Source organism: Burkholderia sp. ABCPW 11 (assembly GCF_001523445.1).
Taxonomy (GTDB): domain Bacteria; phylum Pseudomonadota; class Gammaproteobacteria; order Burkholderiales; family Burkholderiaceae; genus Burkholderia.
Genome location: NZ_LOVM01000046.1, coordinates 406,829 through 419,317, shown reverse-complemented (window position 1 = coordinate 419,317; position 12,489 = coordinate 406,829). Strand labels below are relative to the sequence as shown.

The following is a 12,489-nucleotide window of genomic DNA, read 5'->3' as shown; positions in this document are numbered from 1 at the left end:
CGTCTCGTTGATGGTCGTGGCTGGATCGCGTGCCGGTGAGGCACGCGTGCGTCGGACCACTGTATCGACGGGGAATCGCGCCCGGTGAGCGCAAATTGGCAGCGCGTGGGACGCCGGGAGGGGCGAGTTCGTCCCCTGCGGCGACGCACGGGCGGAGCGGAGCCGTAACCCGGCTCGATATCGCCGCGGGCAGGGCTGCCCGCGCGCGGAACGATTACAGGAACAGCGCCCCGACCAGCTCGGTGCGGTTCGATACGCCGAGCTTGCGGTACATGCGCATCAGGTGTGTCTTGATCGTCGGTTGCCCGAGCGCGAGATCGCGTGCGATCTCCTTGTTCGAGCGGCCGTCGCGCACGAGCCGCGCGATCTGCTCCTCGCGGTAGGTCAGGCGTTCTTCGCAGCCGATCCGGTGGATGCCGCGCCGCGCGCGCAGCAGCGGGCTCAGCGCGGCTTCGGCGAGCGGCTGCAGCCGCGCGAGCGCGTCGATCTCGCCCGGTGCGAACCGTCCGGAGCTGCCGCTGCCGTTGCCGTTCGCGTCGCCAATATCGAAGCGCAGCAGCGAGAATGCGCCCACCGTCCGGCCCGCGTCGCGCAGCCAGATCTCGACGACGTCGGCCACGTCGTGGCGCCGCAGGAAACGGGTCCAGTACGCGGATGCATCGCGCCGCTCGTCGGGCAGTTGGGACGCAAGCGTGACGACCGCGCATTCGCCCGCCGCGCAGCGCGACGGATGGAGCGGATCGAGCATCCGGTAGCGGGCAACATAGGTGCGATGCATCGATTCCGGCATCCCGAACAGCTCGAAATCGGCCGGCTCGCCGCTCCGGTCGAGCCGGTAGAACACGATCGCCGACGGGCTCGCGAATGCGTCGAACGCATCCACGCACGCGCGCAGCGCGCGTTGCCAGTCGGCGCGGGCATGGTCGGCGGAAACGGACAAGATGGGCATGGGAAATCGGCCGGCAGGCGAACGCATCGAATCTCGACGGTCGGGCCAGCCTACCGGCGCCGAAAAGCGCCGGTGAGCACAAATCGGCAAATCGTCCCGGCCCGGCCGCGGCGGCCGGTTCAACCGGGACGATATCGGCGCGCGACGGTGTGCGCGCGTCGTTTCAGCGTGCGTTCGCGGCGAACGTGTCGCAGGCGCTCACCTCGCCCGACTCCATCCCGCGCCGCAGCCAGTACACGCGCTGCTCGCTGGTGCCGTGCGTGAAGCTTTCGGGCACGACGTAGCCCTGCCCTTGCTGCTGCAGCCGGTCGTCGCCGATCGCCGCGGCGGCCTTCAGCCCCTGCTCGAAATCGCCCGGCTCCATCAGCCGCTGGTTCGCGCGCTGCGCGTTGTTCGCCCACACGCCGGCAAAGCAGTCGGCCTGCAGCTCCATGCGCACCGACAGCGCATTCGCGCGCGCCTGGCTCGACCGCCGGCGCGCGGCGTCGACCTTGTCGGCGATGCCGAGCAGGTTCTGCACGTGATGGCCGACTTCGTGCGCGATCACATAGGCCTGCGCGAAATCGCCGCCCGCGCCGAAACGCTTGCGCAGCTCGTCGTAGAAGCCGAGATCGATATACACGTTGCGATCGCCCGGGCAGTAGAACGGCCCCATCGCGGTCTGGCCGGTGCCGCACGCGGTCGGCGTCGAGTTCGTGAACATCACGAGCTTCGGCGGTTCGTACTGCGCGTGCAGTTGCGTGTTGAACACGCCCGTCCACGTGCGTTCGATATTGCCGAGCACCTTGCGCGTGAACACCGCGCCGGGATCGTTGGCCGGTGCGCCCTGGTGCTGGGTCGGGGCGGGCTGCGCCTGCTGCTGTCGGCCCTGCAGCGCCGACGCGCCTTCGAGCACGACGCGCGGGTCGATGCCGAAGAAATACGATGCGGCGAGCGCAACCACGATCGTGCCGATGCCGATCGTCGCGCGCCCGCCGCCGAACCCGCCGGCGCCGCGTCGATCCTCGACGTTGACGCTTTCTCTTTCGTCGTCCAGCCTCATTGCCGGCCCCTCCCTGTTCTTTTGTCGATGGTCCGGCCGCGCCAGCGCGCAACCGGGCGATACGCCGTGGCGGCACGAGCCGTCGGCGGACGCGATACCTGTGCCGCGGACGCCCGCTCGCGCCGATCCCGCCTGCCGCCCGATTCGTACGACGGAACCGGCCGGCCGACGCGCCGCGCGCCACTGCGCGCGCGCGCCCGCGCTATTTTGCCGGGCTTTCGCGGCTTATCGCAAAAATGTGGAGGATAGAGCGATTCGGCGGCGAACATCGTCAGCCTTTGCAAAATGCGCGACGGCCGCCGCGCCCGGCCGTCCGGACAGCCCGCATTCATCCTTTCGGCGGATACCGGGGCGCGCCCGCGCCGCATAAAGTGGCCGGAACGCCCCTTTTCCGGAGAACGACATGACGCAACCGCCCGCCCGCACGATCGCGATCACCGGCGCAGGCACCGGCATCGGCGCCGCGTGCGCGCGCCGCTTCGCCCGTCGCGGCGACCGCGTCGTGCTGATCGGGCGCCGCCAGGCGCCGCTCGACGCGCTGGCTGCCGAAACGGGCGGCCTCGCGCTCGCGGGCGACGCCGCCGGCACCGCCGACTGGGCCGGCTTCCTGCCGCGCATCGCCGAGCGCTTCGGCCGCGTCGATGCGCTCGTCGCATGCGCAGGCGGCCACGGTGTCGGCCGTGCGGACGAAACCGACGACGCACAGTGGCGCGACGCGATGCGCGCGAACCTCGACACCGCATTCGTCAGCGCGCGCGCGTGCCTGCCCGACCTGGTCGCGCAGCGCGGCAATATCGTGCTGGTCGCGTCGATCGCGGCGCTCGCGGCCGGGCCGGGCGTATGCGGCTACACGGTCGGCAAGCACGCGCTGCTCGGGCTGGCGCGATCGCTCGCACGCGACTACGGCCCGCACGGCGTGCGGGCGAACGCCGTCTGCCCCGGCTGGGTCCGCACGCCGATGGCCGATGCGGAAATGGCATCGCTGATGGCCGCGCACGGCGATTCGCTCGACGAGGCGTACGCCCGCGTCAGCGCCGACGTGCCGCTGCGGCGCGCGGCCGAACCCGACGAGATCGCGGCCGTGTGCGCATTCCTGGCGTCGCCGGACGCATCGTTCGTGACCGGCGCGACGCTCGTCGCGGACGGCGGCGCGACGAGCGTCGACGTGCCGACGCTCGCGTTCGACCGGCTTTGACGCCACCGGAAGGCGTCGCACGCGCCGGCCCGCGCCCGAATCCATTAACATCGTCCGGATCCGCCGCTTGGCGCGGCACCGCCTCACCGTTCGGAATGCGATGAACATCCGGTTTCTGGAAACCTTCGTCTGGCTCGCGAAGCTGGAAAACTTCCGGCTCACGGCCGAGAAACTGCACACGACGCAGGCCGCCGTGTCGAGCCGCATCGCATCGCTCGAGGAGGCGTTCGACGTGCGCCTGTTCGACCGCAACACGCGCTCGGCCACGCTCACTCCCGCGGGCCGGCGCATGCTGGCCTACGCGGAGCGGATCGTGCGGCTCGACGGCGAAATGCGGCGCGACATCGACGCGGCGAGCGATGCGGGCCTGATCCGGATCGGCGTGATCGAATCGATCGTGCACAGCTGGTTCCCCGCGCTGATGGCGCAACTGCGCGAGCGCTATCCGCGCCTCGACGTCGAGATCACGAGCGACACGACGCTGCATCTGATCCGCCTGCTCAGCACCGACGGCGTCGACCTGATTCTGCAGACCGACCCGGTGCCGGGGCCGGACTTCACGAACCTGCCGCTGTGCGAATTCCCGGTGCGCTGGGCCGCGAGCCCGCGCCTCGGGCTCGGCGGCCAGCCGCTCGACGTCGCGCGCCTGGCCGGGTTTCCGATCATCAGCTTCTCGCGCCACTCGGGGCCGCACGCGACGATCGAGCGGCTGTTCGCAGCCGTCGAACGGCCGGCCAGCATCAACTGCATCACGTCGGTCGCCGCGATGATCCGCCTCGTCGCGGACGGCTTCGGCGTGGCCGCGCTGCCGCCCGCGATCATCGGGCGCGAACTGCACGAAGGCACGCTCGAACTGCTCGACGTCGAGCCCGAGTTCCCGGCGCTGCCGCTCGTCGCGACGTACCGCAGCCAGGGGCTGCCGGTCGCCGCGCGCATCGCGGAACTCGCGAGCGAAGTCGCGCGCCCGACGGCGGCCGCCGCGAACCTCGCGAAGCCAGCCGCCCCCGATCGCGTCGACGCAGCGCCCACGCGCAAGGCAACCGGGACGAAGACGAACACGTCGACGAAAACGAAGCGCACGGCGAAGGCCGCATCGCCTGCCACACCCGCCGCGAAACGCCGCCCGCGCCGCTCATAAGAAAACCTGTTCACCGCGAATTTGTTTTCTTGTTGGACGGGCGCGGCCCGCCTTCGGGACACTGAGGTTCCTGACACCCCCGTCACGAGGCCCCCCGCGATGACCCGCCTTTCCCTTCCGCACGGCCAGCTTTGCGTCTGGACGGATATCGACCCCACGCACGAAGCCGATTTCAACGCGTGGTACGACCGCGAGCACATGCAGGAGCGTGTCGCGATTCCCGGCTTCACGCATGCGCGACGGTTTCGGGCGACCGACGGCGGCCCGCGCCGATACCTCGCGCTGTACGTGACGGACGCGCTCGACGTATTCCGCGGCGACGCGTACCGGCGCGCGTTCACGCAGCAGACCGCGTGGTCGCTGGCGAACTTCGAGCGCATGACGGGCACGCAGCGGCGCGTCGGCGAGCTGACGATCGAGGCCGGTGACGGCGAAGGCGCGCATCTCGCGCTGTTCGTGTTGCCGCCGGACCGCATCGACGTGCCGCACCTGCGCGAGCGCTTCGACGCCGCGCTGCACGAACCGGGCATCCACGCCGCGCGGCTCTTCCGCACGTCGCCGGACCTGTCCGCGCCGATCGGCGCCGCGGCGGCCGCCCGCCCGGCCGCCGATGCGCTCGTGCTGATCGAAGGCAGCGACGCGGCGGCCACGCGTCGCGTGGCGGCGACGCTCGCCGGGCACGACGACGTGCGCACCTTCGACCTGCTGTGGCGCGCCGCCGCGCCGCTGCCTGCCCGGCGACGCGACACCGGAGCCGACGCGGCCGCCGCTGCCGCCCTGCCTGCCTGAACGCTCGACGCCGACGCCCACGCCGGCCCCGCGCTTCATCCCGTCATCCGTCACGACTGCCCGATACCATGAGCACTCTCGTCCAGCCCGCCGCCCACGCGCCCCGCCGTGTCCGCAACAGCCGACTCGCGACCGCGAGCATGATCGGCACGTCGCTCGAGTGGTACGACTTCACGATCTACAACACGCTCGCCGCGCTCGTTTTCAACCATCTGTTCTTTCCGTCGGTCGATCCGCTGGCCGGCACGATCCTCGCGTTCTCGACCTATGCGGTCGGCTACGTGTCGCGTCCGCTCGGCGGCTTCGTGTTCGGCAACCTCGGCGACCGCATCGGCCGCCGCGCGGTGCTGATGCTCACGCTCGTGCTGATGGGTGTGACGACCGCGCTGATGGGCGCGCTGCCGACCTACGCGCAGGCCGGCATCCTGAGCCCGATCCTGCTCGTCGCGCTGCGTTTCGTGCAGGGCGTCGCGCTCGGCGGCGAATGGGCCGGCGCGGTGCTGCTCTCGGTCGAGCACGGCGACCAGAAACGGCGCGGGCTGTCCGCCTCGTGGACGCAGATCGGCCCGTCGTTCGGCACGCTGCTCGGCACCGGCTGCATCGCGCTCGTCACGCTGTCCACCACGTCCGACACGTTCCTGTCGTGGGGCTGGCGCCTGCCGTTCGCGGCCAGCGCACTGCTGGTCGTGTTCGGATTCTGGCTGCGGCGCGGCGTCGACGAAACGCCGCAGTTCGAGCAGCTCGCCGAATCGCACGCGACCGCCGACGTGCCCGTCGCAGACGTGCTGAAGTACCACTGGAAGCGCCTGCTGATCGCGGGCGGCTCGCGGATCGGCTCGGACGTGCTGTATGCGCTGATCGTCGTGTTCACGCTGACCTACGTGACGACCGTGCTGCACCTGTCACGCCCCGTCGCGCTGACGGCCGTGATGATCGGCACGGCCTGCAACGCGCTCGCGGTGCCGTTCTTCGGTGCGCTGTCGGACCGCTTCGGCCGCCGGCCCGTGTATCTCGCCGGCGCGCTCGCCGGCATCGTGTGGGCGTTCGCGTTCTTCGCGCTGCTCGATTCGGCGCGCCCCGCGGCGATCGTCGCGGCCGTCGCGATCGGCCTCGTGATCCATGCGGTGATGTACGGCCCGCAAGGCGCGTTCGTGACCGAACAGTTCCCGACGCGCGTGCGCTATGCCGGCGCGTCGCTCGCGTACACGCTCGCCGGCATCGTCGGCGGCGGCTTCGCGCCGCTCGTGATCGCCACGTTGTTCCGGCAGACGGGCACGACGACGGCCGTGTCGCTGTACGTCGCCGCCGCTCTCGTCGTCACGTCGATCGCACTCGTCGCCGCGCGCGAGACCGCGCACCGGCCGCTCGAGGATTGAGCGCAGCCGCCCCCCGATTCATTCCTTCGCACTTCAAACGGATAGCCGCATGCCAACCCTGTCGTTCAACGTGATTTCCCCGCAAGGCACGCCAGCCGCCGTCGACGTCGACGTCGAACGCGTCGTGATCGCCGGCTGGGCCGGCCGCGACCCGGCCGCGATCCGCGCGCACATCGATGAACTCGCGGCGCTCAGCGTCGCACCGCCGTCGACCACGCCGTGCTTCTATCGCGTGTCGTCCGCGCTGCTCACGCAGGCGCCGTCGATCGGCGTGCTCGGCGCGCGCTCCGGCGGCGAAATCGAATGCGTGCTGGTCGACAGCCCGGCCGGCACGCTGGTCACGGTCGGCTCCGATCACACGGATCGCGAAGTCGAAGCGTACGGCGTCGCCGTGTCGAAGCAGGTGTGCGCGAAGCCGCTCGGCCGCGACGCGTGGCGTTATGCGGATGTCGCCGATCACTGGGATACGCTCGAGATGCGTTCGTGGCTGATTGCGCGCGATGGCGAACGGGTGGCGTACCAGCACGGCGCGGTCAGCGGCCTGCTCGCGCCCGACGTGCTGTGGCAGCGGTTCGACGATCGCCGCACGATGCCCGCACGCTGCGCGATGTACGGCGGCACGGTCGCCGTGCACGGCGCGATCGCGGCGATGGACGACGGCGACGCATTCGAGATGGAGTTGCACGATCCGGTGCTCGGACGCAGCTTGCGACACCGGTATGCAGTCGAGGTGTTGCCGGTCGTGGCGTAACGGCGAGCGGAACATCGCACGGAACACGGGCACGACGGTGTTCAGTCGTCGCGCCCGTTCCTACCTGTACGACTCGAAGCAGTGGTAGTCCGGGAAGTTGAACTGCGAGTTGCCGCAGTACAGCACACCGGCCAGGTTCGCACACCCGCTCAGTGCGAACACGATTGCCCCCGCAACCGACATTTTCCATCCGCAATACCCCATCGCGCCCCCGTTCTCGCCTTATCGGTACTGACCGACATGATGCGCATCGGACGCACGCGGGTATGTGGAGAATTGTGGCCCCGTGCGTTCTCCGGTTCGCCGTGACGCGTTTCCGTGCACGGGCGCAGCCCGGGCTACCCGCCCTTGTTCACCCGAGACACCCGAGCCCCGCCAGCGTCGCCTCCACCGCGGTATCGAGCGGCGTCACCGGCTCGCGGCCGAGCACCGCGGTCACGCGCGCGTTGTCCATCCGGACCGGTTCGCGCCACAGGTAACGCATCTCGAGCAATTCGCGCAGCGTCGTGACGAACGGCGCGGCTACCCACACGAGCCACCACGGGAAATCGCGCAGCGCCGGCCGCATGCCGTGCCGCTGCGCGACGCGTTGCACGGCCTGCGCCATCTGCATGCCGTCTTCATCCCAATGCCCGCCCAGATGAAATCGCGCGAACGGCTCCAGCGTCTCGCGCCGCTCGATCAGCTCGACCATCACGCGGGCCACGTCCGGCACATACGACCACTGATGGCCGACGCCGCGGCACGGCACGCGGATGGCCGCGACGGGCCGCCCGGGCTTGACCAACCCCTGGGAAAACCAGCTGTTGCCGAGCTGCGGCCCGAAGAAATCGCCGGCGCGCACGACGATTGCCCGCACGCCGCGCGTGCTGGCGTCCTGCAGCCGCCGCTCCAGCTCGACGCGGATCGCGCCCTTGCGGGTCGCCGGATGCTGCGGCGCATCTTCCCGCAGCACCGGAAACGCATCGGCGCCGAAATTGTAGACCGTGCCCGGCAGCACGACGGTCGCCTGCGCGGCCCGGGCCGCCGCGATCGTGTTGTCGATCATCGGCAACACCTGCGTGGCCCAGTTCCGGTATCCGGGCGGGTTCACCGCATGCACGATCATGCTGCAACCGCGTGCGGCGCGCACCACCGCATCGCGATCCAGCGCGTCGCCGCGCACCCACGCGATGCCGTCGCGCTCCACGGCCTCGGCAGCGAGCCCGCGCTTGAGCGCACGCACCTGCCAGCCCGCATCGCGCAACTGCCGCGCGACTTCCCCGCCGATTCCGCCGCTCGCGCCGAGCACGAGTGCCAGCCGTTGCGTCCCGCCTGCGTTCTTCGCCATTGCCGCTCCCCTTGAATGAAACCATCACGACACGCATTCTGGCGCGCAGCCGGCTATCAAGGAATTGCCTAACCCGACAGATCGGCTATACATTTATGCATGACCACCGATCTGAATTGGGAACGCTACCGCACCTTCCTCGCGGTGCTGACGGAAGGCTCGCTGTCCGGCGCGGCGCGCGCGCTCGGCATCACGCAGCCGACGGCCGGCCGCCATGTCGCGGCGCTCGAAGCGGCGTTCGGCCAGACGTTGTTCACGCGCTCGCCGTCTGGCCTGCTGCCGACCGAAGCCGCGCTCGCGCTGCGCGGCCATGCGGAGGCGCTGCGCAGCGCGGCGGCCGCGTTCGAGCGTGCGGCGGCCAGCCACGGCGCCGGCGTGCGCGGCATCGTGCGGATTTCGGCCAGCGACGTGATCGCCGTCGAGGTGCTGCCGCCGATGCTCGCGCAATTGCGGCGCGACCATCCGGGGCTCGTGATCGAACTGGTGCCGACCGACCGCATCCAGGACGTGCTGAAGCGCGAGGCCGATATCGCGGTCCGGATGGCGCCGCCCGCGCAGGATGCGCTCGTCGCGCGGCGCGTCGGCGAAATCGAGGTCGGGCTGTATGCGCGCGACGATTACCTGGCGCACCACGGCGCGCCCGCGACGATCGACGCGCTCGCGCATCACGCGCTGATCGGCTTCGATACGGTCACGCCGTTCATCCGCTCCGCGGGGCGCGGCATGCCGATGTGGAAGCGCGACGCGTTCGCGCTGCGCACCGACAGCAACCTCGCACAGCTTGCGATGATCCGCGCCGGCTACGGGATCGGCTTCTGCCAGACGGCGCTCGCGAAACGCGACGCGCGGCTCGTGCGCGTGCTGCCGGACGGGCCCGCGATGCGGCTGGAAACCTGGGTCGTGATGCACGAAGACCTGCGGACGAGCCCGCGCTGCCGGGCCGTGTTCGATGCACTGGCCAACGGGTTGCGTGCGTATGCGGACGCGGACGATGAAGTCGCCGAGTAGAAAGCGGCGTGCGTGAATCGCGCGAGCCGCGTCATTCGTGGGTTTTCCCGGCGAACAGGATGTCGGCGATGCGCCGCCACGGATTGTCGGGCATGGCGTAGCAGCCCAACCCCTCTTCCGACGCCTCGGCCCAGTCGATCATCGCTTCCAGGTATTCGCCGATCGAACGGTTTTCCCAGCCGAGCGCCGCGTGGGCATACGGCGACAGCGGCGCATCGGCCTCGAGCTGCCGCTCCGTGCGCCAGTCATGGCAGAGCACCCGCAGGAAGTGGACCAGCGAGCGCTCGTCGACCACGCGCTCCAGCGCATGCTCCAGCTTCGCGGCCATCTGGTTCTTCAGTTCGTCGTCGTTCATGCCCGTAGCCCCCTGGCGCGCCCGTCGGTGACGCGCCGCCGCGCGACGCGCGGCATGGTGTTACATCAGCAGCTGACGCGACAGCACCTCGCGCGCCTGGGTGACGGTCTCGCGCTCGCCCGGCAACGGCGGCGTCAGCGAAAACACCGCGTCGGGCAAAGGCGGCAGCCGGTATTTCGTGCCGAGCCGCATCAGGCCGTCGCCGATCGCCGACGCGCACAGGCAGCCGACCCCGAGCCCCGCCGCGAGCATCGACTGCAAGCCCGCGACACCCGACGCGCTGTGCACGAGCACGTACGGCGTGTGCCGTTCGTCGAGCGAGCGCACCGCGACCTGATGCATCATGCAGTCGTCCGGCAGCAGCACCAGCGGCAGCGGTTCGGGCAACTGTTCGGCGAGCGCGGGCGACGCGACCCACGACAGCGGCTCGCGCCGCAGCACCCAGCGCGTGTCGGCCGACGCCGGCCGGAACGGCCCGCTCGACATGTTCATCACGACGCCGAGGTCGATCTGCCCGCGCGCGTGCGCCGCCTCGATATCCGCGCTCTTCATCGCGCTCACGTGCAGGCTCAACTGCGGGTAGCACTCGCGCAGCCGCGCCAGCATGCCCGCCACTTCGTTCGTGCGGTAATAGTCGGTGATCGCGACGCGCAGTTCACCCTTGATCGCCTGCCCGCGCAACTCGTCGAACGCCGCCTCGTTCAACGCGACGATGCGGCGCGCATGCTGCAGCAGCCGCGAGCCGGCCGGCGTCGGCTCGACGCCGCGCTTGCTGCGCACGAACAGCGGCACGCCGGCGCGCGATTCGAGCTTGCGCACCTGCTCGCTGACCGTCGATTGCGACAGGTGCAGCAGCGGCGCGGCTGCCGTGAGGCTGCCGGCATCCGCGACCGCCGCGAAAGTGCGCAACTGATCCAGATCGAAACCGCGCATCGTCATTCCCCATCCATCGATTAACCCGATGGATGCTACCACTCTTTCCCGCTTTTCCGAACCATTGGCGATGCCCAGAATAATGGGGCAACGGCCTGCCTGGGCCCATTACCCATCAGGCCCCTAATTTTTCGGATCCTTCATGACGAACAACACCCTTGCTTCCTGCGCGCCGGCCGGCGCGGCTGCCGCGACGCCACGCAGTCACCACGGCTGGGCGCTCGTGGTCTTGCTGGTCGGCGCCATTCTGCCGCCGCTCGACTACTTCATCGTGAACCTCGCGCTCCCGGCCATTCGCGACGGCATCGGCGCACGCCAGGCCGAGTTGCAACTCGTCGTATCGGCCTATGCGTGCGCGAACGCGGTCGTCCAGATCACCGGCGGGCGTCTCGGAGACCTGTACGGACGCAAACGCATGTTCATGATCGGCATGGCCGGCTTCGTGTTCGCGTCGACGCTGTGCGGGCTCGCCGGCAACGGCACGGTGCTCGTCGGCGGCCGCGTGCTGCAGGGCCTGTTCGCCGCGATCCTCGCGCCGCAGGTGCTCGCGACGATTCGCAGCGTGTTCAGCCCGCAGGAGCAGGTGCGCGTGATGGGCTTTTACGGGTTCGCGTTCGGCCTCGCGGCCGTGATCGGCCAGCTCGGCGGCGGCGCACTGATCAGCCTGCATCCGTTCGGGCTCGGCTGGCGCGCGATCTTCCTCGTCAATCTGCCGATCGGCATCCTGGCGTTGATCGGCAGTTGGCGCTTCATCCCGGAAAACCGCGCGCCGCGCGGCCAGCGCATCGACGTGCCGGGCACGGTGCTGATGTCGCTGTTCCTGCTGATGCTCGTGTACCCGCTCACGCACGGTCGCGAAGCCGGCTGGCCGCTGTGGATGATCGTGTGCGGCGTCGGCGCGCTGCCGATGCTCGGCGCGCTGCTGACGGTCGAAGCGCGCCGGCTCGCGCGCGGCCACGATCCGCTGCTCGACGTGCGCCTGTTCCGCAACCCGGTCGTCGCGCTCGGGCTGCTGCTCGCGTTCCTGTTCTACATGCTGAGCGCGTTCTTCCTGAGCTACGGGATCTATCTGCAGGGCTGCCTGAACTGGTCGCCGCTCGCGTCCGGGTTCGCGATCCTGCCGCTCGGGCTCGGCTTCCTCGCGAGCCCGCTGCTGATGCCGCGCCTCGTCGCCCGCTTCGGCGGGTATCGCGTGCTCACGCTCGGCTTCGCGATGCTCGCGGCCGGCGTCGCGAGCGCCGCCACGCTCGCCCGCGACGGCGCGCCGGGGCCCGGCTTCTATGCGGGCATCGCGGCGATCGGCATCGGGCAAGGGCTCGTGCTGCCGTCGGTCGTGCGGATCGTGCTCGCGGAAGTCGATGCGGCCCGCGCCGGTGTCGCGTCGGGAATGGTCAGCGCGATGCTGCAGATCGGCGCGGCGGTCGGCGCCGCGACGATCGGTGGCGTGTTCTTCGCGCGGCTCGGCGTGCATCCGGCCGCGCTCGATTACGTGCAGGGGTTCAGGGCGTCGATGTTCACGCTGACGGTCGTGTTGCTGGGCTGCATTGCGCTGTCGATGGCGCTGGGGCCACTGCATCGGCGGCTGCATGCGGATGCGTGACACGGAGCACGCGACGAAACGGC

Annotated in this window: 12 protein-coding genes; 7 read left to right on the top strand and 5 right to left on the bottom strand. The window is 70.3% G+C overall.

Going from position 1 to position 12,489, the window contains the following annotated elements:
* Positions 1-214: 214 nt before the first annotated feature.
* Positions 215-949 carry a helix-turn-helix transcriptional regulator gene (locus WS61_RS20095; protein ID WP_059502706.1) on the bottom strand — a complete coding sequence of 245 codons (735 nt, stop codon included), beginning with the start codon at positions 947-949 and terminating at the stop codon, positions 215-217.
* 163 nt (positions 950-1,112) lie between these two features.
* The gene (locus tag WS61_RS20090) at positions 1,113-1,991 is read right to left on the bottom strand and encodes a neutral zinc metallopeptidase (protein ID WP_059502704.1); all 879 of its coding nucleotides are present in this window, start codon (positions 1,989-1,991) and stop codon (positions 1,113-1,115) included.
* Positions 1,992-2,394: 403 nt separating this feature from the next.
* On the opposite strand from WS61_RS20090, the gene WS61_RS20085 reads away from it, so the two are divergent.
* The 5 genes from WS61_RS20085 to WS61_RS20065 all read left to right on the top strand — a co-directional run bounded on the left by WS61_RS20085 (position 2,395) and on the right by WS61_RS20065 (position 7,240).
* Entirely contained in the window at positions 2,395-3,186 is a 792-nt protein-coding gene (locus WS61_RS20085; protein ID WP_059502702.1) for an SDR family NAD(P)-dependent oxidoreductase, read from the top strand.
* A gap of 100 nt (positions 3,187-3,286) precedes the next feature.
* Positions 3,287-4,324 carry a LysR family transcriptional regulator gene (locus WS61_RS20080; RefSeq protein ID WP_059502817.1) on the top strand — a complete coding sequence of 346 codons (1,038 nt, stop codon included), beginning with the start codon at positions 3,287-3,289 and terminating at the stop codon, positions 4,322-4,324.
* Between the two features lie 99 nt (positions 4,325-4,423).
* Positions 4,424-5,113, top strand: coding sequence for a DUF4286 family protein (locus WS61_RS20075; protein WP_059502700.1), 690 nt, complete (start codon positions 4,424-4,426; stop codon positions 5,111-5,113).
* Between the two features lie 68 nt (positions 5,114-5,181).
* Complete coding sequence (locus WS61_RS20070) at positions 5,182-6,489, top strand: MFS transporter (RefSeq protein WP_373557127.1); 1,308 nt, start codon at positions 5,182-5,184, stop codon at positions 6,487-6,489.
* 49 nt (positions 6,490-6,538) lie between these two features.
* The gene (locus tag WS61_RS20065) at positions 6,539-7,240 is read left to right on the top strand and encodes a DUF2848 domain-containing protein (RefSeq protein WP_059502698.1); all 702 of its coding nucleotides are present in this window, start codon (positions 6,539-6,541) and stop codon (positions 7,238-7,240) included.
* A gap of 352 nt (positions 7,241-7,592) precedes the next feature.
* Here the strand turns inward: WS61_RS20065 and WS61_RS20060 are convergent, their stop codons facing one another.
* Positions 7,593-8,570 carry an NAD-dependent epimerase/dehydratase family protein gene (locus WS61_RS20060; RefSeq protein WP_059502696.1) on the bottom strand — a complete coding sequence of 326 codons (978 nt, stop codon included), beginning with the start codon at positions 8,568-8,570 and terminating at the stop codon, positions 7,593-7,595.
* 99 nt (positions 8,571-8,669) lie between these two features.
* On the opposite strand from WS61_RS20060, the gene WS61_RS20055 reads away from it, so the two are divergent.
* The gene (locus tag WS61_RS20055) at positions 8,670-9,578 is read left to right on the top strand and encodes a LysR family transcriptional regulator (protein ID WP_059502694.1); all 909 of its coding nucleotides are present in this window, start codon (positions 8,670-8,672) and stop codon (positions 9,576-9,578) included.
* Between the two features lie 31 nt (positions 9,579-9,609).
* Here the strand turns inward: WS61_RS20055 and WS61_RS20050 are convergent, their stop codons facing one another.
* The gene (locus WS61_RS20050) at positions 9,610-9,933 is read right to left on the bottom strand and encodes a hypothetical protein (protein WP_059502692.1); all 324 of its coding nucleotides are present in this window, start codon (positions 9,931-9,933) and stop codon (positions 9,610-9,612) included.
* 60 nt (positions 9,934-9,993) lie between these two features.
* Entirely contained in the window at positions 9,994-10,866 is an 873-nt protein-coding gene (locus tag WS61_RS20045; RefSeq protein WP_059502813.1) for a LysR family transcriptional regulator, read from the bottom strand.
* Positions 10,867-11,008: 142 nt separating this feature from the next.
* Here WS61_RS20045 and WS61_RS20040 point away from each other — a divergent pair, with 142 nt between their 5' ends.
* Positions 11,009-12,466 carry an MFS transporter gene (locus tag WS61_RS20040; protein WP_059502689.1) on the top strand — a complete coding sequence of 486 codons (1,458 nt, stop codon included), beginning with the start codon at positions 11,009-11,011 and terminating at the stop codon, positions 12,464-12,466.
* Positions 12,467-12,489: the final 23 nt, after the last annotated feature.